Source organism: Paenibacillus terrisolis (genome assembly GCF_056171975.1).
On the sequence record NZ_JBKFGG010000012.1, the window covers coordinates 26,930 to 51,235 of the forward strand.

The 24,306-nt window shown below is 50.5% G+C and carries 20 protein-coding genes; 16 read left to right on the plus strand and 4 right to left on the minus strand.

The features are described 5' to 3' along the window. Positions 1-60 precede the first annotated feature (60 nt). The 9 genes from ACI48K_RS12350 to ACI48K_RS12390 all read left to right on the plus strand — a co-directional run bounded on the left by ACI48K_RS12350 (position 61) and on the right by ACI48K_RS12390 (position 9,585). Complete coding sequence (locus ACI48K_RS12350) at positions 61-546, plus strand: cell wall elongation regulator TseB-like domain-containing protein (protein ID WP_475027895.1); 486 nt, start codon at positions 61-63, stop codon at positions 544-546. Positions 547-839: 293 nt separating this feature from the next. After that, positions 840-1,793: a phospho-N-acetylmuramoyl-pentapeptide-transferase gene (gene mraY, locus ACI48K_RS12355; protein ID WP_475027896.1), complete on the plus strand. Its 954-nt coding sequence runs from the start codon at positions 840-842 to the stop codon at positions 1,791-1,793. A 373-nt stretch (positions 1,794-2,166) separates the two neighbouring features. After that, a complete protein-coding gene (locus ACI48K_RS12360; RefSeq protein ID WP_475027897.1) occupies positions 2,167-2,700 on the plus strand; it encodes a hypothetical protein in 534 nt (177 codons plus the stop codon). Next, positions 2,693-4,198, plus strand: coding sequence for an AAA family ATPase (locus ACI48K_RS12365; RefSeq protein WP_475027898.1), 1,506 nt, complete (start codon positions 2,693-2,695; stop codon positions 4,196-4,198). The genes ACI48K_RS12360 and ACI48K_RS12365 overlap by 8 nt, the downstream gene beginning before the upstream one ends. 137 nt (positions 4,199-4,335) lie before the next feature. Continuing rightward, on the plus strand, positions 4,336-5,208 hold the full coding sequence (locus ACI48K_RS12370) for a 3-hydroxyacyl-CoA dehydrogenase family protein (protein ID WP_475027899.1): 873 nt from the start codon (positions 4,336-4,338) through the stop codon (positions 5,206-5,208). Next, positions 5,205-6,410: an acetate/propionate family kinase gene (locus tag ACI48K_RS12375; RefSeq protein ID WP_475027900.1), complete on the plus strand. Its 1,206-nt coding sequence runs from the start codon at positions 5,205-5,207 to the stop codon at positions 6,408-6,410. Before ACI48K_RS12370 ends, ACI48K_RS12375 begins: the two co-directional genes overlap by 4 nt. 37 nt (positions 6,411-6,447) lie before the next feature. After that, entirely contained in the window at positions 6,448-7,743 is a 1,296-nt protein-coding gene (asnS, locus tag ACI48K_RS12380; protein WP_475027901.1) for an asparagine--tRNA ligase, read from the plus strand. Between the two features lie 76 nt (positions 7,744-7,819). Continuing rightward, positions 7,820-8,512, plus strand: coding sequence for a DnaD domain-containing protein (locus tag ACI48K_RS12385; protein ID WP_475027902.1), 693 nt, complete (start codon positions 7,820-7,822; stop codon positions 8,510-8,512). Between the two features lie 167 nt (positions 8,513-8,679). Further along, positions 8,680-9,585 (plus strand): ATP-grasp domain-containing protein, encoded by a 906-nt coding sequence (locus ACI48K_RS12390; RefSeq protein WP_475027903.1) that lies wholly within the window; start codon positions 8,680-8,682, stop codon positions 9,583-9,585. 663 nt (positions 9,586-10,248) lie between these two features. On the opposite strand, the gene ACI48K_RS12395 is transcribed toward ACI48K_RS12390, so the two are convergent. Further along, positions 10,249-12,363, minus strand: coding sequence for a DUF5054 domain-containing protein (locus ACI48K_RS12395; protein ID WP_475027904.1), 2,115 nt, complete (start codon positions 12,361-12,363; stop codon positions 10,249-10,251). A gap of 5 nt (positions 12,364-12,368) precedes the next feature. After that, positions 12,369-14,156 (minus strand): glycoside hydrolase family 36 protein, encoded by a 1,788-nt coding sequence (locus ACI48K_RS12400; protein ID WP_475027905.1) that lies wholly within the window; start codon positions 14,154-14,156, stop codon positions 12,369-12,371. A gap of 322 nt (positions 14,157-14,478) precedes the next feature. Between ACI48K_RS12400 and ACI48K_RS12405 the strand changes: the two genes are divergently transcribed. The 7 genes from ACI48K_RS12405 to ACI48K_RS12435 all read left to right on the plus strand — a co-directional run bounded on the left by ACI48K_RS12405 (position 14,479) and on the right by ACI48K_RS12435 (position 23,252). Next, complete coding sequence (locus ACI48K_RS12405) at positions 14,479-15,537, plus strand: LacI family DNA-binding transcriptional regulator (protein WP_475027906.1); 1,059 nt, start codon at positions 14,479-14,481, stop codon at positions 15,535-15,537. Between the two features lie 71 nt (positions 15,538-15,608). Next, positions 15,609-16,895, plus strand: a complete 1,287-nt coding sequence (locus ACI48K_RS12410) for an ABC transporter substrate-binding protein (RefSeq protein ID WP_475027907.1) — start codon at positions 15,609-15,611, stop codon at positions 16,893-16,895. A gap of 14 nt (positions 16,896-16,909) precedes the next feature. Beyond that, a complete protein-coding gene (locus ACI48K_RS12415) occupies positions 16,910-17,968 on the plus strand; it encodes a carbohydrate ABC transporter permease (protein ID WP_475027908.1) in 1,059 nt (352 codons plus the stop codon). After that, positions 17,946-18,803, plus strand: coding sequence for a carbohydrate ABC transporter permease (locus ACI48K_RS12420; protein WP_475027909.1), 858 nt, complete (start codon positions 17,946-17,948; stop codon positions 18,801-18,803). Before ACI48K_RS12415 ends, ACI48K_RS12420 begins: the two co-directional genes overlap by 23 nt. 29 nt (positions 18,804-18,832) lie before the next feature. Further along, complete coding sequence (locus ACI48K_RS12425) at positions 18,833-20,221, plus strand: hypothetical protein (RefSeq protein WP_475027910.1); 1,389 nt, start codon at positions 18,833-18,835, stop codon at positions 20,219-20,221. A 1-nt stretch (position 20,222) separates the two neighbouring features. Then, positions 20,223-21,932, plus strand: coding sequence for an MGH1-like glycoside hydrolase domain-containing protein (locus ACI48K_RS12430; protein WP_475027911.1), 1,710 nt, complete (start codon positions 20,223-20,225; stop codon positions 21,930-21,932). 174 nt (positions 21,933-22,106) lie between these two features. Continuing rightward, positions 22,107-23,252 carry an MFS transporter gene (locus ACI48K_RS12435; protein WP_475027912.1) on the plus strand — a complete coding sequence of 382 codons (1,146 nt, stop codon included), beginning with the start codon at positions 22,107-22,109 and terminating at the stop codon, positions 23,250-23,252. A gap of 111 nt (positions 23,253-23,363) precedes the next feature. Here the strand turns inward: ACI48K_RS12435 and ACI48K_RS12440 are convergent, their stop codons facing one another. After that, positions 23,364-23,768 carry a hypothetical protein gene (locus ACI48K_RS12440; RefSeq protein ID WP_475027913.1) on the minus strand — a complete coding sequence of 135 codons (405 nt, stop codon included), beginning with the start codon at positions 23,766-23,768 and terminating at the stop codon, positions 23,364-23,366. A gap of 44 nt (positions 23,769-23,812) precedes the next feature. Further along, positions 23,813-24,175, minus strand: a complete 363-nt coding sequence (locus tag ACI48K_RS12445) for a DUF423 domain-containing protein (RefSeq protein ID WP_475027914.1) — start codon at positions 24,173-24,175, stop codon at positions 23,813-23,815. Positions 24,176-24,306: the final 131 nt, after the last annotated feature.

The window sequence follows — 24,306 nt, forward strand, 5'->3', positions numbered from 1 at the left end:
AGGGGACGTGAGCCGAGAGATCTCCGCTTAAGCCGTCAACCAGGGGAAAGGAAGAGAAGGTTGAAGAACAGAACCAAATGGATCCTGCTCTCGATCATACTCCTGCTGCTTGTGATCATTGGCCTTAACCGCTTTTATGTATACATTCATGAGGATACGTGGAAAGCCGAGAACACCGCTATCCGCGAGGCCAAGCGGGAGACGGACCTAACCGAAGCGAAACAGGTGTGGAAGTCGGTCTGGGACGAAGTGATCTGGGTCGTGGAAGGCAAAAACGAGTCGGGACAGGATGAAATGGTGTGGCTTCGGGACAGCAAAGACGCGATCGTTAAGCCGATGTCCGAAGGCAAGTCGGAAAGCCAAATCCGCGCGGTCATTAAAGAGCAGTTCCCGGGCATCAAGGTTGTTCGGCTCATGCCGGGCATTTATAACGAGCAGCTCGTGTGGCAGCTGTTCTACAAAGAAAAGGACCATCATTATTACCGCTTTTTTGACTTCGCCACCGGCCAGCCGCTGGATGAGATATTTACTCTGCCGAATCGGTAAGGATCGAGGTAAGCAGACGTTTTAGCTGCCTGAAAATGGATATGGCAATGACCGAGGAGTTAGGCATCGAGAATAAGTTGCTTAACTCCTTTGTTATTGATGTTTGTTGATCAACCGGCATTCATGGAATTACAAATTTGGCGAACAATTTATAGCGATGATTCATCTATAGAGTTAGAGTGACGTACTATTTTAGTACAAGGCTGACAGGTTGATACTCAGACGCTTTTGCTGGTTGATGAGGGCAAACCTATCCTTCGGAGGTTCATAATTTACTTAAAGGCGGTGGAGATATGTCGGGAATTTTGAGCATATCCGGTCTATCCTTTTTGCTGGTAGCGATGTTCACGCCACTGCTTATTCGTGTTTTGCGCATCCTTAAACTGACGCAACCCATTCGTTCAGAGCTGCCTCCCGACCATCAGGCCAAGCGGGGAACGCCTCTCATGGCCGGCCTTGTGTTGCTGATTGGGGTCGCGGTTTCGCTGCAATTTCATCCGGCTCCGCTCATGATTTTTTTATGCGCAACCTTTCTTTTATTCAGCTCGGTAGGTTTTATGGATGACTTGAAAAAAGCAGTGTGGCAAAATCCTTCGGGAATTTCCGGACTAGCGAAGCTGATGTTCCAATTTTTATTTACCGGGATGCTTTTCGTGGTTTTAATGCGATTTTTCTCATTATCCGGCGACATCGCGATATTCCGTGGGTTTAGCCTGCACTTACCCGTCTTCTTATACATAGCGGTTATGCTGCTCTTTATCGTAGGCTCGGCGAATGCGATCAATTTCACGGATGGCCTGGACGGATTATTGATCAATACGGCCATTCCGACTTATTTTTTCTTTTTTCTCATCTCGGACAAACCAGAAGTTCAGACCTTTTGCCTTGTTATGATCGGCTGCCTGCTGGGGCTATTTCTTTACAATATATACCCGGCCCGAGCGTTTATGGGGGATACCGGATCGCTGGCTATCGGCGGTTCTCTCGCTATTTTGGTTGTCATTGAAAAAGTTGAAATCTTAATTCCGCTTCTTTTCTTGGTTTACCTTGCCGAGCAGTTCTCGGTTATTTTTCAAGTCTGGTATTACAAAAGGACCAAGCTTCGTTTGTTCCGAATGACTCCGATTCATTATCACTTTAGCCTAAAATACGGTTGGAGCGAGAACCGGATAGTAACCGTTTTCGGTTTTGTTTCCTGGCTGTCTGTCGGTCTATGCTGGATTCTTTACAAATATGTACTGTACTGAGGAAGGCCATCATGCAACGGCTTTGCTCTTGCTCGTAATGATACACATCCTTGCAAAGAACACGGAAAATCCTTAGTTGGTTATCCGGTTTCAGGGGGTGTGTTTTTATATTTGTTTCCGGCGCCAGCCTCAAAAAGGAATTCCCGGTTTAGCCTTAGGCACTCGATTTGCTCTTCTTTTCAAAATGGCTGCGGGTTCTCTAAACTTTCCCTCTTATTCTTTAAAATTTAAAATATAGCCATACTTTCTTGTGAAATAGTATACACGATGTGATATACTCTTATTTGTAAGTTTGATATACATTGATATATATGATTTAGATAGATCGATGTGTATATCGGATCGATTTCAGAATAGATAAGGGGGACATCACGTGAAACTGCGTATTGGACCAATTGCCATTAGTGTTGTCGTGTCCGCCTTGCTGCTGTTCGGCGGGTGGTTCACGTATCGTCAGTGGGCGATCGAACGTCCGCTTGAAAAACTGGTGAATGGATATGACGGCGTGAAGAACGTTCAACTAAATATATCGCCCAACGAAATGGGTTTGAAATTGGATTTGGCTCCCGGTACGGATCTCGGAAGTTTGGTACGGCAAATCGAGAAGGACGGGGAGCATTTGATCGGCAGCCGAGAGGTGAAGCTGGATGTGGAGGATCATTCTTCGCCAAAGCTGGACAAACTCTGGGAAAATGCTTTGTTCCCGGTCGCTCAGGCGATGGAAAACAAGCAATACACCGAGATTACGGCGGCATTGAAGCAGATGGAAGCAAGTAACCCGTCCGTGAAAGCGAAGGCGGAAATGGATGAGGATAATGTTTATATTACGCTGACGGACGGCAAGGCCAGCAAATTTGTCGTTTTGCCTCGGACTCCGGAACGATTGGGGGCATGGCCAAATGCGTAAATGGATGATAGAGGCGGCAATAGGTTTTGTACCGGTGCTGCTTGTTTTTTTAATTGTGATGATGGGCGTTAATACGATTCCGGTGCTGCTTGTCCTTGTTTTGCTGGGAGCCTTGTTTGTGGCGGTCAAGCTGCGCGGGGGCATAGCGGTGGGGGCGTCGCAGGAACGCAAACGCAAAAAAGTAGGTTCGCCCCATTTGACGTTTGAGGAAATCGGCGGGCAGGAAAGCGCCAAGCAGGAGCTTCAAGAGGCGCTGGATTTTATGGTCCGCCATGATGAGATCAGCAAGTTCGGTATCCGCCCGATCAAAGGGATATTGCTGACCGGTCCTCCGGGAACCGGGAAGACGCTGATGGCCAAAGCCGCGGCGCAGTATACCAATGCGGTATTCGTCGCCGCTTCGGGCAGCGAATTCGTGGAGATGTATGTAGGCGTTGGCGCGAGCCGGATCCGCGATCTGTTCAAGGAAGCGCGCACCCGCGCCGCCAAAGAGAACAAAGAGAACGCGGTCATTTTCATTGACGAGATCGATGTGATCGGCGGCAAAAGAGAAGGCGGCCAGCAACGCGAATACGATCAGACCTTGAACCAGCTGCTTACCGAAATGGACGGCATTTTCACTTCGGATACGCCGCGTATTTTGTTGATCGCGGCCACGAACCGCAAGGAAATGCTCGACAGCGCGCTATTGCGTCCTGGCCGGTTCGACCGTCATATTCAGGTTGATCTTCCCGACAAAAAGGGCCGTCTGCATATTCTAGAGCTGCATGCCGTGAACAAACCGCTTCATTCGGACGTCAACCTGGATAAGATCGCCGAGGAAACCTTCGGCTTCTCCGGGGCGCAGCTCGAAAGCGTCATGAACGAAGCGGCAATATATGCGATGCGCGACGGCAATGCGGAGATTACGCAAATGCAGATGTCGATGGCGATCGATAAAGTGATGCTCGGCGAGAAAACGGACCGCGAATCCACCGAGGAAGAGAAACGCCGGGTTGCTGTCCATGAGCTTGGGCATGCCGTCGCTGCGGAGGTCGTCGCCCCGGGGAGCGTGAGCCAGGTTGTTCTGAGTCCGCGCGGAAGAGCGCTCGGTTATGTACGCCATAATCCGCAGGACGAAAAATATCTGTACACCAAAGCCTATCTCGAAGGACAAATCATCATCGCGCTTGCCGGCGCGGCCGCCGAAGAAATATATTACGGCGGGCGCAGCACCGGTTCGAGCAACGACTTCGAACAAGCGTTGAATATCGTTCAAACGATGATAACTTCCGGATTGACTTCACTTGGCATCGTCAATGTGGATATGTGCACCAAGGAAGTCCTGATGAACGAGAACACCAAAATCTTGGGTGATCTTGCCGCCAGATCCAAGCAGGTGCTGATCGACCATGCGGCGATTTTCGACAAATCTTTGGAAATTTTGCTAACAGAAGAGCGCCTTTCCGGCGAGCAATTCCGTTGTCAATTTCGTGACAGCGCTCATTTACCGGCCTAATTCCTTAGCGCCGGTTATTTTTTTTTACTTTTTCTTCGTGCTAAGATATTATTATATGTTGGGTATAGAAGATGTATTATTCGACATCAAGGGTACAATATTATGGACAGATGACGAAAGGATGGAGCGAAGGAACCATGAATTTCAAAAGAATAGGTGTCATTGGCGGTGGTACGATGGGTCAGGGGATCAGCGAAATGCTGGCTGCCAAAGGACTTGACGTGCTTCTCGTGGAAGAAACGACCGAGAAATTGGAGCATGCGTACAGCATGATTGAAACGAGTCTGGATAAGCAGCTCGAGAAATGGGCGATTACAAAGGCCGAGAAGAAATTGATCTTATCCAAAATTCATAAAGTAAATCATTTTGCCGAACTCGGTACCTGCGATATGGTCATCGAGACCATTTCGGAGGATTTGAATGCCAAAAAAGAGGTATTCACGCAGCTTGACCAAGTATGTCCGAGCAATATTATTTTGGCCAGCAACACTTCCACGCTCAGCTTGACGGAAATCGCCGGCGGGACGATTTATCCGGAGCGCGTGATCGGCATGCACTTTATTTATCCTGTGGCCAGAATCAATCTGGTGGAAATTATCCGCGGCCTCAAAACTTCCGATTCCACATTCGAAGACACGAAGCATTTCGTGGAAGAAGTTGTGGACAAGCGCGGAGTTATGGTATATGAATCTCCGGGCTTCGTGACGTCCCGGATTATTTGCGTGATGATCAATGAAGCGCTGCATGTGCTGGGCGAAGGCGTAGCTTCCGCTGAAGAAATCGACGAAGCAATGCGCATCGGTTACCAATTCCAATACGGCCCGCTCGAAATGGCCGACCGCTTTGGCCTCGATTCCGTTCTGGCCGCGCTGGAACGTATGTTCCGCGAATTCGGAGAGCTGAAATACCGCCCTTCCTTCGTGCTTAAGAAAATGGTTCGCGCAGGGAGTCTCGGCGTGAAAACAGGCGAAGGATTTTTTAAATACGACAAGGACGGTGACCGGTTATGAAATTGCTCGTAATCAACGCGGGAAGCTCTTCCCTGAAATACCAGCTTTACGATATGAACGATGAATCGGTACTGGCTAAAGGTTTGGTGGAACGGATCGGAATGGATTCCTCCATCTTGACGCACAAGCCTACCGGCAAAGAAGAAGTAACGGAAGTCAGCGAAATTCTGGAGCACACGACCGCCATTCGTAAAGTGCTCGACAAATTGACGGACAAGGTTCACGGCGTTTTGAATTCCGTTGACGAAATTCAAGCCGTCGGCCATCGCGTCGTGCACGGCGGCGAATATTTCAAAGGCTCCGCGCTTGTAACGCCTGAAGCGAAAGCGGAAATCCGCCGTTTGTTCGACCTGGCGCCTCTTCACAATCCGCCGGCCATCATGGGGATTACGGCTGCCGAAGTCAATATGCCCGGCGTTCCTCAAGTGGTCGCGTTTGATACTGCGTTCCACCAAACGATGGATGAGAAGGTATATTTGTATCCGATCCCGAAAGTATTATATAAGAAACATCGCGTTCGCCGTTACGGGGCGCACGGTACATCGCATCAATACGTAAGCCGGATTGCCGCCGAATTTTTGGACCGTCCGCTTGAAGACTTGAAAATCATCACCTGCCACATCGGTAACGGTGCCAGCTTGACGGCCGTTAAAGGCGGCATTTCCACCGATACCTCCATGGGTCTGACTCCGCTGGAAGGTTTGATGATGGGAACGCGCAGCGGTGACCTCGATCCGACGGTTGTCACTTTCGTGATGAGCAAAGAAGATCTGTCCATCAGCGAAGTGAACTCGATGCTGAACAAGCACAGCGGGCTTCTGGCTATTTCCGGAAGCAGCAGCGACATGCGCGATATCACTGACGGCTGGCAGGAAGGCAAACCGAACGAAACGCTTGCGTTTGAAATGTACGAATACCGCCTGCGCAAATACATCGGCGCTTATGCGGCAGCGATGGACGGCGTTGATGTCATCGTCTTTACGGCGGGTATCGGGGAAAACTCCAGCTTTGTGCGCGAAGAAGTCTGCAAAAACTTGACTTACCTTGGCGTGGAAATCGACAAGGAGCTCAATAAAGTTCGTTCCGGAGATCCGCGCCGCATCTCGACGCCAAACTCCAAAGTCGAAGTGCTCGTCATTCCGACGAACGAAGAGCTGATGATCGCGCGCGATACGCTGCGGATCGTTCAAGAAAACAAGTAACACCAATATTAGTGACGTTAGAGGGAGAGATAAGGGCATGGCGATCAAAACAGTGATCCGTCAAGTGAACGAACACGTCGGGGAAACCGTCGTGATTGGAAGTTGGCTTAACAACAAACGCTCCAGCGGGAAAATCCAGTTTTTGCAGCTTCGTGACGGAACGGGGTATATTCAAGCCGTTGTCGTGAAAAACGAAGTTTCCGAAGAAACCTGGGACAACGCCAAAAGCTTGACGCAGGAGTCTTCGATGTATGTTACGGGGATCATCCGAGAGGAGCCACGCAGCCAATCCGGTTACGAAATGACGGTTACCGACCTGCAAATTCTTCATCTGACGGAAAACTATCCGATTACGCCGAAGGAACATGGCGTTGATTTCTTGATGGACCATCGTCATTTATGGCTCCGTTCTTCCAAACAGCGGGCGATTATGGTCATTCGCGCCGAGATTATTCGCGCGGTACAGCAATTTTTCGATGAGAACGGGTTTACGCTGATGGATCCGCCGATTTTGACGCCGACATCCGCAGAGGGAACGACCAACCTGTTCCATACGAAATATTTTGAAGAGGACGCCTATTTGACGCAAAGCGGTCAGCTTTATATGGAAGCCGCAGCTATGGCGCTTGGAAAAGTGTACTCGTTCGGACCGACGTTCCGGGCGGAAAAATCCAAGACCCGCCGCCATTTGATCGAGTTCTGGATGATCGAGCCGGAAATGGCGTTTACGGATCATGAGGAAAGCTTGCAGGTGCAGGAGCGGTTCATTTCGTTCGTCGTACAATCGGTGCTGAAGAACTGCCGCCAAGAGCTCGAAGCGGTGGGCCGCGACGTTTCCAAGCTGGAAAAGGTTGAAGCTCCGTTCCCGCGCATCTCTTACGACGAAGCGATCGAATACCTGAATGCGCAAGGTTTTGAAATTCCTTGGGGCGAAGATTTCGGCGCGCCGCATGAAACCGCGATTGCCGAACGTTACGAGAAACCGGTATTCATTACGAATTATCCGGCAGGCATCAAAGCGTTCTACATGAAACCGGACCCGAACCGTCCGGAAGTGGTGCTCTGCGCCGACATGATCGCGCCTGAAGGATATGGAGAAATCATCGGCGGCTCCCAACGGATCGATGATCCCGAGTTGATGGAGGAGCGCTTCAAAGAACATAATTTGTCTCCGGAAACCTATCAATGGTATCTGGATCTCCGGAAATACGGTTCGGTGCCGCACTCCGGCTTCGGTCTGGGCCTGGAACGTACCGTAGCCTGGATCTGCGGTTTGGATCATGTCCGGGAGACGATTCCGTTCCCGCGGACGCTGTACCGTTTGTACCCTTAATCAGGCAGCTCGGATCACACCGCGGTTTCCGGCCAACATGGCGGATTTGTGTTTAGGATAGGGAAGGTGTGATAGCATGGCGATGAACGAGGGATGGAAAGTATGGGCAAGAGGCATAGCTTACGGCATGGAGACGGGAAACGTAATCGTTCCCTTTCCGCTCTTAACCCATTACCGCAAACTTCGTTTGAGCGATACGGAAGCGATGTTCCTGATTCAGCTGTTGTCCTATCAGCAGGTCGAACACAGTGATTTTCCTTCCATGGAGCAGTTGGAGGAACGGATGGATACGGCTCCCGGCGAATTGTCGCCGGTCATCCGGCATTTGCTTAAAGAAGGCTGGATCAGCATCGATGAGGTGACGGACGAATCGACGGGTGTTCGCTCGGAGCGTTATAATCTGTCGGGCATGTACGAGCGGCTAGCTGTTTATATGGCCGAAGAACGGGCCGCTTCGAGGCAGAACGCCGCCCCCAAGGACGCCTCGGCGCAGCAAAGGGAAGAACAGGAACGTAACTTGTTCGTTATTTTCGAGCGGGAATTCGCGCGTCCGTTGTCGCCCATGGAATGCGAAACGATCTCGGGCTGGGTGGACCAGGACAAGTATCCTGAGGAGCTGATTTTGCTGGCTTTGAAGGAAGCGGTATTTGCCGGAAAGGTCCATTTTCGGTACATCGACCGCATTTTGCTCGAATGGAGCCGCAACCGCGTGAAAACGGCGGAGGACGCCAAGGCGTACACGCAAAGATTTCGCGGCGGATTACGGTAACATATGTTTATATGACCTCATAGAGGATCGCAGCTTGCATGTACGCCTGCGGTCCTCTTTTTCCATCCATTTGTACTTTACAGAAACCTTTACATGAATTCATACTGGGAACAAGCAGTCATAGTATATTGATAGGTGAACCGCAAATCCTGATGGAGGTTGTTGCCATGCAAGGCTGGATCATTTATAAAAACGCCGCTAACGACGTCAAACCGGAAACCTTCGAAATCAAACGCCTGATGGAAGAAGCCTTGAAGCAGGATATTGAAATCCGGGTGCTTGCTCCAGAGCAGTTTGAACTGATTGTGACGCGGGATGACCGCAAAAGTATTCTGGTTAATGGAGAGGTGCAGCAGCTGCCTGATTTTGTGCTGCCGCGGATGGGGGCGGGAACGAATTATTTCGGACTGGCTTTGATCCGTCATCTGGAGCGCCTTGGAGTTCGTACGTTTAATACTTCGCAAAGTATCGATACAGTTAAAGACAAGCTATATACGCTGCAAATATTGGCGGAGCATAACCTGCCCGTTCCGAAAACGATGCTGATTCGTTCAAAAGTGGACGTTGAGCTGGTGGAAAAGCACCTTGGTTTTCCGGTGATCGTGAAGACGATTTCGGGATCCCAGGGAAGCGGGGTGTTTCTTGCCGAAACGAAATCCAAATTCATCGATCTGCTTGAAATGATCAACGCCTATAAAGATAACGCCACCATGATTCTGCAGGAATTCGTCGAAACAAGCAGGGGGACGGACCTGCGGGTGATTACGATCGGCGGAAGGGCGGTGGCGGCGATGAAGCGGAGTTCGGGAAACGACAGCTTCAAAGCGAATTTTTCGCGCGGCGGGATCGTGGAGCCGTTCGAAATCAATCCGGAAATCGAATGGCTGGCGCTGGAAACCTCGCGTTTGCTTAACCTGGACATTGCGGGCATCGACTTGCTGTTCGACGGCGATCATTATAAAATTTGCGAGGCCAATTCCTCTCCGGGTTTTGAGGGAATCGAATCCTGCTGTCAGGCGAATATCGCTGAAGAGATATACAATTTTCTGCGGGTGCGATTAAACCGGTTTTAAACAGTTTAAAGAGGGTGCCCCAAAAGTCATCTATGATGGCTTAGGGACACCCTTTAAAACTTATAGAGCAGAATAACCCTCCCAGATCGCTGCCAGGTACTCAAAAAGACTTTGAGGATTTGCGTTAAAACAAGTGGTCTGCTCTGGTTAACGACGTCTCACAAACACCGCATCCTGCCGACACTTAAAATAGCGTTCTTTTGTGGCCTTATTCCACGGGAGAGACCTCATTCTGAATGAATAGCGGCGTTTTATGGCCTTATTTCTGCAGAAGGCTTCCTTTTTCCCTCGGTTTCGGACGGTTTGCCGAAAATAAGACCATTTTGCGCCGCTATTTTCAAGAAAATGCGGTTTCGGAGTGAAATAAGGCCATTTTATACCGCTATTCGAGAAATCGCCGCTTTCCGTTTATAGTTGCTTCCAGACAGGACGGTCCCGTTCAGCGCTGCCGCCTCCAGGGATAGACCTTTTCAGTTATGTGAGCGGTTCGTCATTTGGCAAGGGGGTGAAATGTTCTGTCAGAAACGTTAGTGTTCGCCTTTGTGACCGGATTTCTACAACGATAGGATATGATAAATCCGAGAAATCCGGGAACAACAGCGAGCGGAAGAACAATTCACACGGCTGCCTGCTATGCATAATCATCAATTTAACTTACATATCTTATTTTGCGTTCGACTGAAGGTTTAGGCGGAAACGGAATTTGGCGTCTTCGCCGAACCACATCGGAAAATTCGTTCCCCAAATATTATTATGAAGATTGAAGTGCCAGCCTTGCTCAAGCGGAGCAAACGTGTTGTCAAACTGCAGCAGCCTTTTTGCGCCGGGTGCGGCAAGCGCCGCGTCCAGGCTGTCCAACCGGACTTGACCGTCCGCGCCGTGATAACAAATCCCGCTGTCGATGGCGTGGAGGTTTCGGTTGCCGTCCTTAATAACTTGAAGCGGTGAAACTAAACCGCCAAGCTTGTTCATCATCCACAGATTCGGATTGTCCACGGCAAGTCCGCAGCCGAACCAGCTGGCTTCAGGCAGACGATTGGCATCCTTGCCGAACCACTGCAGCGAGATCCCGATTTCTCCATCCTCCAAGATGTCATACACGATTTCGAGCTCCTTCGGCGCGCCGTACAGCTCGGTTGCCTCGGAAGGCATGCGCAGACGCAGCAGATACCGCTCGGACGCCGCCAAAGCGCTGTGCTCCAGCGAGTCGACAATCGGATAGTACAGTTTATGGCTGGGCAGCGGCCGTACCATCTCAAAGCCCGGCTTGCCGAAATCGGCATCCGCCCATGGATGGGTGACCGGCAGATTCTCCATATAGGTACGGAAGTAGTGAGCGTAATTTTCCGTCCCGAAGGTTTCGTACACAAACTCGCCCAAAGGATGGAGCTCGCTGGTCCAGTTTTTCCCGTTGGCGTCCTGAAGATGAATGAGAGCGCCATGCTCCGAAAAGGCCAGCTCATATGCACTGCTCCGATATTTCGTGCGGATCTGCCGAGCAGAGGCTCCGGTTAGGCTGCTCTTGCTCGGAATAAGGTTCGCCAAGGCAGCGTTCGCCTCTTCGCGTTTATCCGGGCGAAGTGAAGCGGCGGCCTGATCCACATAAGCGCGTTGTTCCGCCCAGGAGTCCTCAATCATCGAATACGAGCGACGAGACGATTCCGAGCCGAACAAAGCGCTGGATTGCTTATCGAATTCGTCAAGCGCAAAGGCGCCGATATAACCGAATTTGGCCGGGATATCCTCAGGATCAATCTCATCCTTGAGACGGGCGGCCTGAAAATCCGGCTTGGCGTAATTGCGGAAATCCGGCAGCCATTTTTTCACATCGAGTCCCCAGGTATGCTCAGCAACCAGCATTAAGGCTTCGCTCATCGCCCGGTAATCGGCATCGTCTTCTTTTATGCTTCCTTCCGACAGCCAACGGCTTCTCAACCGCAACAGCTCGCGGTAGTTCGCCAGTTTGCGCGGGTCGGTCGCCGCTCCGTGAATCCAGGTGTCTCCGAGTTCCTCGGTCACAACCGGCAACTGGTCCCGTACATCCGCCAGACTGGCGGCGAAGGCGTCCAGCGTGGAGGCGCTTACTTCCGCGCCCGGAAAACGCTCCCGCAGCTTTTGAAACTGCTCGCGGATTTCCTCTTCGCTTGGCGGACCGCAGTTGTCGCCGCTATGGGCAAATACGAGCACATCCCGCAGCCCGTCCACTTCCAGCACCTCGCCGTAAGTTCCGGCGTAGTTGACGATCAATTCCGCGCCGTCCGGAGACTTCCAGCGGAACAGCTTTGGAACCGCCGGGTTTTTCGAGGCCGGGTTGACGCCGATATGCAAATAACTGACGCCGGCTTCCTGCAGAAACGGAACCATGGACAACGTGTGTCCGGGAACGTCCGTCATCTTGGCGGCGATTGTTTTTTTGCCGTATTTCTTGTCAAGCTCTTGGCTAATCGACAGTCCAAAAGCGAGAAGACGAGCGTCAAGCAGCTCCGTGTGAGTAGTGAACGGAAGCGCGTGCCAGGCGATAAGGCCTCGGGCAATCGCTTGTTCCATCCGCTGCTTTTCGGTTTCCCCGGCGTGCTCCAGATAGTGATGGATCAGCCAGGAACCTACGGTCCATACGAACCGGTCCGTTCCTCCGGCTTGTTCCATCCGCTCCGCCAAATCAAGCGCTTTCGGAATAAATTCCTCTCGGTATTGTCTTGCGACATTGGCAGACAAATGCGTAAAACCAATGTCCAGATGAGTTTTGAAAATCACATGTACGCGTTCAATCTTTGTCATTAAGCTCAACCCTCCGTCATCATCTTGGTGAAAGAGACCAGCCCGGCTTTGGGAACCTCCGCTTCCACCAAATCTTCGCTGATGTCTATAGATTGTATGCTTAATGTCCGTCCGCGGCAATCCTTTATTTCCATTTGATAAAGAGCCGGATCCAGCGCCGGTTTGATCACGATTCCATTGCCGGAAGTTCCGTTCACGACAATCAACTGATTGAACTCTTCATCAATAGGGACAACCATATTGGCGTAGACCGCCGTGATCTGCCGTTCCTTCAGCCGCGAGGTGACGAGCGGGTACATGAGTTCCGGCGAATGCGGCGCAAGCTCTCCATGGAGCAGAATATCCTGATGTTCCCTGCAAAACGCAGTCCAAAACCGGAGCATTTCGGTGTGCTCCTCACGGATTTCATTCAGCCGAACCGAAATTTGCGGAACCGAAAACAAAACATGAATCAGCTGCATGGCCGCGTTTTCCGCGGTTTCGTTCTTATTGAACATAATCATGTCCGAATGCACGGCGGTATTTCCTGACAACAGCCGCAAGTCAAGCGTGCGAATCCGGTTTTGGATAAAATCGTTGGGACAATCGTTCGCGCGAAACATGTTGCCGTATTTACGCATGAGCGGGCCGATATAGGTCTGACGGAATTCGATCAAAATGTCGGGTTTGATCGTACGCAGTCTCGACATCACGTCGGATAGCAGCCGATCGACCGCCTCGGGCACCGAACGGTAATCATGTCCCTCCTTGGGCTCCTGATCATCCCCGCGGTTTAACCGGAAGCTGTCGACGAAATCGAGCTTCAAGCCATCGATGTTCCATTCGGTAACGGCCCGTTCGTAAATTCCGATCAAATATTCGCGGACCTCCGGGTAACGGGGATCCAGTACACCGGCGTTCAGCTTTTCCTCGACGCCCAGCAGCTTCTTTTCAAATCGGTTCCATACTTTGCTGCTTTGGCCGACGAAAGGCACGGAATACCACAGCATATACTTCATCCCCAGGCGGTGGACTTCAGCGACATGTGCCTTCATATCCGGAATTTTGGACTCGCAAACTTCCCAATCCCCGGTGAAGGCATAACCCCGGTTGTTGTCGTCCGTCTGCCAGCCGTCGTCTACGATAATGGTGTCGCAGCCAAGCTCTTTGGCCAGGCGGCATTCCTGTTCAAGATCGGAGCCGGTGAATTCCTGGTGGTAAGAATACCAGGTGGAGTACATCGGCAGCAGGGCGGAGGGGGCAACTTTGGCCGGGGTAAAGTCGGGCAGCGTTTCCCACCAGGCGGCAACCTGTCCCAACGCCTCATAATAAGGAATATCCCTGCAGTCGATGCGAAGCGTCGCTTCATAATCATCTATTTTCGGCATAGGCTCCTCAAACAATGTGATTGAACACAGAAAAGAGGAGTCCTCCTCATGCAGTCCTGCTTTTAACGTTGTGTTGTTCAGCGCGTCCGTATAGGCAAATGTCATCCGATTCCGGCCATCCAAATTAAATAAAGCGGCCACCGGCGCCAGGGAGGTGATTCTGGACTGGAATCCTTCGCCCCAATCGATCTGAAACGCTTTGTTTCGGTCCGTGCCCGGATGCCACAGGGAATGGATATCTACGGACGGCTGGGACCATTCGATTCGGAAGACCGGCGGATGTTCTCTATGTTTAGAGCTTAATCGGATATGAAACAAATATAGGTTCTCTTCAAGACGCTCATGGACGGTCGAGATTTCAAACGAATGGTTTTCAGCGGCGATCACTGTGATCTCGGGAATAGGGATGTTGAGTAAAGTTTTCATAATTCCTCCTACATGCTAGTTCATAGTGTTTAGTAATTATCTTTTGAGTTGAGTATACAATTTACGAAACGTATAGTAAACAAAAAGATAATAAATGGTCACTGTACAGGTTTTGAAGCGTGTATTTGGATAAAAAATTCAATTGTAAGCGATACCTAAAAAGGTATTGTCAAAATAATTGATCTTTGTTATATTGAATTCAACGATAAGTTTGCTAATGTTTAGTAAACAAACAAGATAGTTATTGGCAAACTGATCGCTAAACTATACAATGAATGCGAGGGATGTTTCCCAAAATATGAAGTGAAAAAGGTGATTTGTTTTGGCAACAATTCGTGATGTAGCAAGTTTGGCGGGAGTCTCTCCATCTACCGTGTCCCGAGTACTTAATGGGGATCCGTCTCTATCGGTTTTGGATGAAACGCGTAAGAAAATCCTATCCGCTGCGGAAGAACTGCAGTATAAAATGGTACAGCGGCGCCCGCTCAATAAAACGGCGCAACTGAAGGACTATAAAATCGGACTGGTTACGTTTTGCTCGGAGCAATTTGAATCGGAGGATCCCTATTATTTGTCGATCCGCCTGCAAATCGAAAAGGAATTTAACCAGCTTGGTCTACATATCACCCGGACCATCCGCTGGGTCAACCACGAATCCTATGAAAGCCTTTCCGGGCTTGACGGTCTGATTGTTATCGGTAAATTCGAATTTGATCCTTATAATCTGTTTTTCAGCAGGATTCAAAATATCGTGTTTGTCGACTATAGTCCTGACGAGAACCGCTTCGATTCCGTTGTCGTCGATTTCAACAAGGTGACGACGATGGCGCTGGATCATCTCATCGCATTAGGGTATACCAAAATAGGATTGATCAGTTCGCGCGACTTCATTAACCGATTCGGCTTGAACACGGGATTCGAATCCGTGGATCAACGGCAGAGCAGTTTTGAAGCTTATATGAAACAAAAGAAATTGTATCTGCCCGAACATGTCCACATCGGCAACGACTTTTCGATGTCTACCGGCTATCGCCTGATGAAAGAAGCCATCGAGAAGCAAAATTTGCCGGAAGCTTTCCTGATCGGTTCCGATCCGATGGCGATTGCCGCCGGAAGAGCGCTGAAGGAGGCTGGGCTTAAAGTGCCGGAGGATATCGCTCTTGTAGGCATCGACGATATTGAAATGGCTGCCTATGCCGATCCGCCTCTAACGACGGTAAAAATCTACACCGAACAAATGGGACAAAGCGCAGTGAGAATGCTCATCGAACGGATCAATGGCAGAGAGGTGCCGCTAAAGCTGGTGCTGCCCTCCAAACTGATCATCAGAAGCAGTTGCGGCGCGAAACAAAACCCGGAAGCCGGGACGCAAGGCGCGTAAGTTGTAACCATATAGGCGGTTGTTGTGGTCTTAATGCCGGCTATTAAAAACAATCATGAGGGGGAAACACAATGAAAAAATGGACTTTGATTGTTTTATCGTTGATGGTCGTATTGGGCCTGTCCGCTTGCAATAGCGGCGGGAACAATTCGGCGGCAAACACTACTAATAACAGTAATTCCGAATCTCAAAATACTGGAGACAACTCCGGTTCTACCGTAAAAGGCAAAGTCACGTTCGCATACTGGGGAGCACAAACCGAAGCGGACGCAATCAAGAAAGTCGTTGAAGATTTCCAAGCGAAGTATCCGGATGTTCAAGTGGATAGCCAATGGATCCAAAAGGATTACCTAACCAAAATTCAAACGATGATCGCCGGGGGGACCGCTCCGGATGTTATGCTGATCTCTGGAGGGGATTTGCCGGGATTTGCAAACGCTTTCCAAGAGCAGGAAATTGATTCTTCCGTTTTCAGTTCCCAATCTGCGGTGGATTCGATGACTATAGACGGAAAGGTTTACGCGACTCCGTTTATCATCAAACCGAAAGTTATGGCGATCAACACCGACCTTTTCAAAAAGAATAACATCGAGCTTCCGAGCCCAACCGAGCCTATGACGATGGAGCAATTTGACGAGATTGCCAAGAAGATCACTTCCGGAGAGGGCGCATCCAAAATTTACGGCTCCGAGCCGCTGTATTTGCCCAACGTGATCTATTCTTTTGGCGGCAGATTTTACAACGACGATATGACCCAGTCCGAGCTTGGTTCGCCGGAATCGATCAAAGCCGGAGAATACATGGTATCAACTAAACAGGCCGGGATCGTTCCGGGAAACACGGAAGCACAGGGACAAAGTATGATGGACTGGTTCCTGGGCGGCAGAATCGGTATGTATACCGACTTTGGTCCTTGGTATATCCCGCAGATGGCCGATGCCAAAGATTTCAACTGGGATCTGGTACCGTTCCCTGGCAACGGCGGTTCCAAGGAAGTGGACGGTCTCGCGCTCAGCAAAGACAGTAAAAATGCCGAAGCGGCCAAACTTTTCATTAAACATTTGACTCAAGACGAAGGCGCTCAAAAAATTATCGGCGGCGATAAAAATGCTTATGGGGTACCGGTCATTGCCAGCGCAACCAGCGCGTTCGAGCAAATCTACGAAGGCAAAAACCTGAAAGCGTTTGTTCTTGCCTCGGAAAACCAACACATCCAAGAAGCTCAAAAACGCACAAATGAAATCGGTAATGAAATGAATGCTGTTAACGATCTTACTCCGATCGGTATCGGCAAAAATGATGTGAAGGACGTATTCCCGCAGGTGGCCGAAAAAATCAATGAAATTCTAAAACATTAATACGGGAGCGGCCTATGAACGGAATAATCGAAGGGATATACAATTTCTACGAAGGGTTGGGGATGCCGGCAGCGCTGCTGCCGCTCCTCCCTTTTTTGACCATCATCGTCGTTTTGTACGCTTTGTTTTACGGAATTACCCGAGTGCTGGTGCGCAAGAAAATCATGCATACGAAAACCGCCAGCTTTTATATGTTTGTGGGGGTTTGGATCATTGGCTTCCTCGTGTTTACGGTCGGCCCCATGATTTTCTCTTTCTATATCAGCTTTAATCAGTGGGAGGTCGTGAGCGCTCCGCAATTTACCGGACTGGACAATTATCAAACGTTGTTCAAGGACAGCTTGTTTTACAAATCGCTGTCGGTCACTTTCTATTACACACTCGTAAGCGTTCCGCTGCAGGTTATTTTATCGTTCCTGATCGCCTTGCTCATGAATTTGAAGCTGCGCGGCATTTACCTGTTCCGGACCATTTATTATTTGCCGACCCTCGTTCAGGGCGTTGCGCAAATGGTGCTGTTTATCTGGATCTTTAACCCGAATGTAGGCTTGTTTAATTCCATTCTGCGAGTTTTCGGAATCGAAGGTCCCGCCTGGTTCTCCAGTCCGCATTGGTCAATGCCGGCCATTATCATCATGAGCCTCTGGACCGTTGGCGGCAACATGATTATCTATCTGGCGGGATTGACGGATATCCCGAAGGTGCTGTACGAACAGGCGGAAATCGACGGAGCGACCGCTTCAAGAAAAGTGTGGCATGTCACGCTGCCGCAAATTTCGCCGATCCTGTTCTTCAATGCGGTCACCGGCATGATCGGAGCTTTTCAGACGTTTACCCAAGGCTTTATGATTGGCGGCGGACCGAATAACTCCTTGCTTTTCTACGCTTATTACCTGTATCAAAACGCCTTTATGTGGTTTAAGATGGGCTACGGCTCGGCGCTTGCCTGGGTATTGTTCGTCATCATTCTGATTTTTACCGCGCTTGTATTCCGCAGCAGCGCCCTTTGGGTTTACTACGAGAACGAGCTAGTTGGAGGGAGGAAGCAACGTGGACGGAAGAGAAGAGCGTAAAATCTCCGGGAAAAAGATTATTGTTCGTTGTCTGGCCTATTTGGTGTTGATCGCGGGGGGAGTCGCCTTTTTGTATCCCTTCCTCTGGATGATTTCCGCTTCCTTGCAGAGTCTGCAAGAAATCGCCGTTTCGGGCATGAGCATTTGGCCGGAACACTGGCGTTGGGAAAATTACTCCAAAGCGCTGACCGCGTTTCCGTTCGGCCGTTATCTGATCAACACGCTGATTACGACGTTTTTACCGATTATCGGAACCGTATTTTCCTGCTCGCTGGTTGGGTACGCCTTTGCCCGCATGAAGGTAAAGGGCAGCGGGATATTGTTCATTCTGGTCCTCTCGACGATGCTGCTGCCGGGCGAAGTGACCATGATTCCGCAGTTTATTTTATTCAAAAACCTCGGTATGTTGGATACGCTGTATCCTTTGATCGTCCCGTCTTTTTTCGGCTCGGCGTTTTACATTTTCCTGCTGCGCCAGTTCTATTCCCGGCTTCCGGTAGGTCTTGAGGAAGCGGCGATTATCGATGGCTGCGGCTATTTCAAAATTTGGCGGACGATTTTCCTGCCATTGTCGAAACCGGCCTTGATGGCTGTTGGCGTTATGGTGTTCATGGGCTCGTGGAACAACTTTATGGGGCCGCTGATTTATATCAACAGCGACAAATGGAAGACGCTGACGCTGGGTCTTGCCGGATTTCAGGGCACCTACGCGACGTCTACCAACCTGCTCATGGCTGCGGCAGTCGTCATTATTTTGCCTTGTATCGCTTTGTTCTTTGGCGCCCAAAAGGCGTTTATGGAAGGTTTGACCTTCTCCGGATCCAAAGAAAGCTAAACAGAAAATAAAATGGGAGTGGTGGATCAATGACTGATCATTTTAGTGAGATTCGGCGCAATGCCGGCGCGGTTACCTTTCAATCCTCCGACGCGGAATTGAATGCCGGCTTCATTTGGGCCAAAAATCAAGCGCTGGAATACGCGCATTTCGGCGAAGACGCCGTCGGGTTATGGTATGAAGCCGCTTTGCCCGCTCGAGAAGCGTTTTGTGTCCGCGACGTGATGCATCATAGCGCGGGTGCTGCCGTACTGGGGCTTGCCGAGCACACGAAAAACATATTCCTGCGGTTTGCCGAGAACATCGCGGCGTCCCGGGACTACTGCACTTATTGGGAAATTACGAAGGACAATGAACCCGCACGGGTAGATTACGAAAACGACGAGGATTTCTGGTATAACCTTCCGGCCAATTTCGATATTATCGATGCTTGTTGGCGCATGTATTTATGGACGGGCGATACCGATTACCTGAACCATCCGGTTTTGGCCGACTTTTTCCGGCTGACCCTGACCGAATATACGGCGACCTGGGATAAAGACGGGGATGGAATTTTGGAATATTACCCCGAATACGGACGCCGGGGGCTCGCAACCTATAATGAGGCGGGGCTGCAGCCTTTGGCGGGCGGCGACATGGTCGGCGCGCAAATCGCCGGTTACCGCGCTTACGCTTCCATTGCCAAACTGATCGGTTTCGGCGAATTGTCGGATCGTTATGCGGCCAAGGCGGAAGAATTGCTGGGCAAGTACGACAAGGAATGGTGGAACGGGGAGCTGGGGCGCTTTTATGGCGCGATGCTTCAGGATCGGACCTTTGTAACGCAATATAACGCCGAAGGCAATTTCCTGCCGCTTTATTTCGGGGCTGTAACGGATCCGGATAAACTGAACCGTTCGTTGGAGGATCTGAAGATCAATCGCGTGGCCAATACGGAAGGCAAAACGTACCTCCCGGATATTTTCTACAAATATGGCCTGATTGAGGAAGCGTTTGGAGAGCTGAAGGAACTGGTCGATCCTTCCTTGGACCGCCGGGAATATCCTGAAGTATCCTACTGCGCGGTCGGATCTTTTGCCGCCGGATTAATGGGAATCCAGGGGGACGGACGGGACGTGGTCGCAACACGTCCGCAGCTGGCGGATTCGCTGGAATGGGCGGAAATGCGGAATGTTCCGGTTCTTAGACACACGGTAGCCGTTAAGCATCGCGGAAACGAAGAAACTGCCGTTACCCTTCAGAAGGGAAATCCACTTCAGTGGAAAGCGGCATTTAAAATAGATTCAGCTGTTTTGTACCACAACGGAAAAGAAGTTCCCGCAGAACATGAGATGACGGAGCAAGGTGAGAAAATCTCTTTTATTACCGTAGAAATGAATGAAGGAGAAACGCACCGGGTGTCCTGCGTAGAGGGCTGAGATGATTGAATTCAATTTGCGGCAGCAAGCGTTTAGCACGTACGGTTCTTATCTGGCCTTTTCTTACCCTTTTCACGGAAGCGGCCCATATAAGGACAACGTATGCCTTCGCATCTTGCACGGGGTGTTCGAAAATCAGGAGCAATACCCACTGTTGATGTTAGATGAGCAGGGCGAACCGATTTCCTATGAAGCGGTTGGAACGCCGGCCGAATGTGTCTTGAAGGGTCAGGGGGAGGAACTTCGTTTCTGCTATCAAGACCCCGAATGCGTTCATTTCACCGGTAATTGCGGAGTTCAGATCGATAAAGAGACCGTCGGCGGATACAACCGCGTTATTTATCATCGGGAAAATCAGTGGGAACTGGCGGGAGACACCTCCTCCCTTATGATCGTCGTCAAATCCGGCAGAGTCGTCAACGGCTCTGTCTGGGGCCGGCGGGGAGTAGGAGACGAGAGCATTCGGTTTCAAATCGTTCCGGACGAGTCGGGAGTGGTGGATTTTCAAGCCAGACGGTTTGATATCACGTATCGGGCACAGACCTACCGAAGTTATGAGGAAAACCTGAACGCGAAAAGAGAAGAGTTCGAACGGTTTAGCGAAGGTTTGCCGGAGGTTCACGAGATGTATTCGGAAATGGCTAAGTTCGCCCTTTATGCCAACTGGTCCGGGGTTGTCGAACCGGAAGGGTACGTAAAAGCCCCGGCCATGCTGATGACCAAATCGTACATGAACTTCATTTGGAGCTGGGATTATACCTTCAACGCGCTGGCGATGTGCCAAGGTTGGGAAGAACTCGCTTATGACCAGTTTTTGGCGATGGCTTACGTTCAGGATGAGGACGGGGCATATCCGGACTGCTTTAACGCCCGCAAATTGATTCGCGGTTTCGTGAAGCCGCCGGTTCAGGGTTTTATCCTTGAACGGATGCTGCAGCAGGCGCCTCCATCCCAAGAGGTATTAAATGCGGTTTATGATTCCGTTGCAAAGCTTACCGGCTGGTGGCTGCAAAACCGTACCGGTGAAAGCGGACTCCCTCTGTATCATCACGGAAATGATTCGGGTTGGGACAACGGCACGGTGTTCGCGGAAGGGGTGCCGGTAGAGTCGCCGGATATCTGCACTTGGTTAATTTTGCAGGCGGATTTTTTACGGGAGTCTGCTTTGACGCTGGGCAAACCCGAGGAGGCTGCCGAATGGGCGGCAATCTCTGCCGGGCTGCTGGCGAACATGCTTGGCCGCCTTGTTCGGAACGACCGGTTTATTGCGCTGAAAATACCGGAAAACCGCGTTGTCGGCGAGACGAGCCTGCTGCTGTATGTGCCTTTGCTTCTGGGCAAAAGGCTGCCGGAGCGGCTTCGGCGGAATATGCTGGAATCGCTGCTTGCCGAAGGGCGCTTCAAGACCGCCTTCGGCTTCGCATCCGAAGCGCTGGACAGTCCGTATTTCGAAGAAGACGGCTATTGGCGCGGAGCGATTTGGCCGCCGCTTGTCTATATCGTATCCGAAATATTGAGAATTAACGGATATGAGGGAGAAGCGCTGGAGAACGCGCGGGCGTACTGCGACATGTGTCTCAGCTCGGGCTTCGCGGAAAATTTCAGCGCCTTGGACGGCCATGCCTTGCGGGATACCGGATACACCTGGACGACCAGCGTCTTTCTGATCTTTTTACGGGATTATTTTCCGAAGGCTTCAAATGTGCAATAGAGGATGTCCATTTTGTGCATTGAATAAATACGAATATCCGTTTATCGTTACGTATAGCAGGCTGATAGTTAGCCTGCTATTTCATTTGCTCGATTTGCGGGAACAGTTCATACGACTGCCTTAATATGCGTATTTTTTAGTTCAACTTATATAGGTGCGGGGAGAAGAGACACGGTGAAAAAGAGAAACTTCGTATTTTGGGGATTTTTCGTATTGATGTTGGCTTTGGGGGCGAGCGACAGCTTGCGCGGCGTGTTTTCCGTCGTCTTCGCGGATCATTTCCGGCTCACGACGAATCAGGTGGCCCAGATTGTTACGGTCAGCTACGCCGGGAATCTGGTTTTCTTATTGATCGGAGGGAGAATGACCGACAAGTTCGAACGTAAAAAAGCGATGCAGGCAATGCTGATCATTTGGATGCTCGCTTTGCTGCTGTTCATTTTGACGGACAATTTCTACGTGATGCTGGTCGGCATGTTTTTCGCAATGGGAGCGTCGACGCTGCTCAGCACGACGATCAATATCGTGACCCCGTTCCTTTTCGCGGCGACGCCGGGCTTTGCGGTAAATTTTTTGTTTTTCATCCAGGGGATCGGTACCAGCGGCAGCCAAAGCGTGGTCGGGAATTTCGCGGACAGCTTCGGCGATTGGAAATGGACCAATTCCATTTTGCTGCTTCTGGGCATTGCTGCTTTTGTGATCATCTCTCTGAATCGGGTTCCCGACAATAAAAACGTTTCCGGAGAAAAGCACAGCTTGAAGGATATCGTGCTCAGCCGATCCTTTGTGCCGATCATATTGCTGTTTGGCTGTTACTTTATCGCCGAGCACGGAATTCTGAACTGGCTGGTGTCCTATGGCACGCATCAATTGTCATTGTCCATGGGGACGTCATCCAACTACCTGGCGGTATTTTTTGGCGGCATTACGGTGGGCCGCCTTGTTTTCTCGCCGCTGATCGATAAAATCGGGATATTCAGAAGTATCACCCTTTTTGGGCTGATTGCCTGCGTGCTGTATGTATCCGGCATCCTTTGGGGAGCGAACGGGTTATGGCTGCTGAGCGCGAGCGGATTGTTCTTCTCCATCCTTTATCCGACCATCGTGATGATGATCCAGAAGTTTTACCCCGCAGCCTTGATTTCGACCGCAACGGGAGCCATCATCAGCATCGCTTCACTGTTTGATATCGGCTTCAACTTTTTCTTCGGGAGAATTATCGACCAGATCGGCTATGACAAGGGGTTTCTGATTCTGCCCGTCAGCATTGTGATGTTTATGGTTGTCTACCTGGGCTTCGTGCGGAGAAAAGAGGCTTAAAACATGTGCCGCTTTTTCGGCATATGTGCATAACGAATCGCCGCCGGCTTTTATCAATACGGAAGCGGGCGGCGATTTTCTTTTTGACCGACAGGCCGATTTTTCAAAGGATTATATAGAAGCAAACACATTCAAAATGGCGATATACACGGGGTACATCAGCGCTGCCCCGATAAAGACAAGGCCGATGGCCGGACTGATGATTTCTCCGGGATTCGTGATCGGGAATAGAAGCGCAAAGGCGCGAATCAGGAGGGCAAAATACGGAAACCACAGGATCACCGAAACAAAACGCATTTTTTGGCCGCCCAGAAGCTTGCGGGTCAGCCAAAAACACGCGGCCGAAAGCAAAAGAAAAAGCAAAGCGGTGGCACCGCTTACGGCCTTGTTGACCGTGGAGAGCTCCCAGCCGGTAATTCTGCCGATTCGGTATATATTGCTTATCAGCTCGACAATCAGGAACAGCAGCAACGCATACAACACGCTAATCAAATTGGATCTTGCAAAAGTTCTCAAAGGAATCGTGGCCTCCTTCGGGTGAGAATAAATCTTTATCGCCGCTAGATGATCGAGACCGCAAAGATGGCCCATCCTGCCAGAAAGCAGACCCCGCCGAGCGGGGTGATCGCTCCAAGCTTGCGGGCTCCCGACAGGCTTAAGGCGTACAGGCTGCCGGAAAACAGAAGGGTGCCGGCGAACAAAAACCATCCGGCCCAATCGACCAAAACCGGGTGGGCGGACTGCTCCCGGGCCAGTCCCAGCAGCAGAAGACCAAGACTGTGGGCCATATGATAGTGGATCCCCGTTTGATAGGTTTTCATCGTTTCTTCGCTTAATTTGGCTTTTAGGGCATGAGCGCCAAACGCTCCAAGGGTAACCGCTAGAAACATCAATATAGCTCCGAGCAGCAGCAGCGTCTGCAAGTCAACCACCTCCACCCAAATCTTACCGATTTCGCGAAGATGCGTCAATTGTTGAAATGGATTCTGCGAGCATCAGGGATTCCGATTAAAAGAACGGAACCCGGGCGGCATTCGTCGCTCCGGATTCCGTT

Excerpts from the sequence above, each read along its gene's own strand:
- mraY (WP_475027896.1), top strand. The coding sequence starts at position 840 with ATGTCGGGAATTTTGAGCATATCCGGTCTATCCTTTTTGCTGGTAGCG.
- ACI48K_RS12365 (WP_475027898.1), top strand. The coding sequence starts at position 2,693 with ATGCGTAAATGGATGATAGAGGCGGCAATAGGTTTTGTACCGGTGCTG.
- ACI48K_RS12370 (WP_475027899.1), top strand. The coding sequence starts at position 4,336 with ATGAATTTCAAAAGAATAGGTGTCATTGGCGGTGGTACGATGGGTCAG.
- ACI48K_RS12375 (WP_475027900.1), top strand. The coding sequence starts at position 5,205 with ATGAAATTGCTCGTAATCAACGCGGGAAGCTCTTCCCTGAAATACCAG.
- asnS (WP_475027901.1), top strand. The coding sequence starts at position 6,448 with ATGGCGATCAAAACAGTGATCCGTCAAGTGAACGAACACGTCGGGGAA.
- ACI48K_RS12385 (WP_475027902.1), top strand. The coding sequence starts at position 7,820 with ATGGCGATGAACGAGGGATGGAAAGTATGGGCAAGAGGCATAGCTTAC.
- ACI48K_RS12390 (WP_475027903.1), top strand. The coding sequence starts at position 8,680 with ATGCAAGGCTGGATCATTTATAAAAACGCCGCTAACGACGTCAAACCG.
- ACI48K_RS12395 (WP_475027904.1), bottom strand. The coding sequence starts at position 12,363 with ATGACAAAGATTGAACGCGTACATGTGATTTTCAAAACTCATCTGGAC.
- ACI48K_RS12400 (WP_475027905.1), bottom strand. The coding sequence starts at position 14,156 with ATGAAAACTTTACTCAACATCCCTATTCCCGAGATCACAGTGATCGCC.
- ACI48K_RS12410 (WP_475027907.1), top strand. The coding sequence starts at position 15,609 with ATGAAAAAATGGACTTTGATTGTTTTATCGTTGATGGTCGTATTGGGC.
- ACI48K_RS12415 (WP_475027908.1), top strand. The coding sequence starts at position 16,910 with ATGAACGGAATAATCGAAGGGATATACAATTTCTACGAAGGGTTGGGG.
- ACI48K_RS12425 (WP_475027910.1), top strand. The coding sequence starts at position 18,833 with ATGACTGATCATTTTAGTGAGATTCGGCGCAATGCCGGCGCGGTTACC.
- ACI48K_RS12430 (WP_475027911.1), top strand. The coding sequence starts at position 20,223 with ATGATTGAATTCAATTTGCGGCAGCAAGCGTTTAGCACGTACGGTTCT.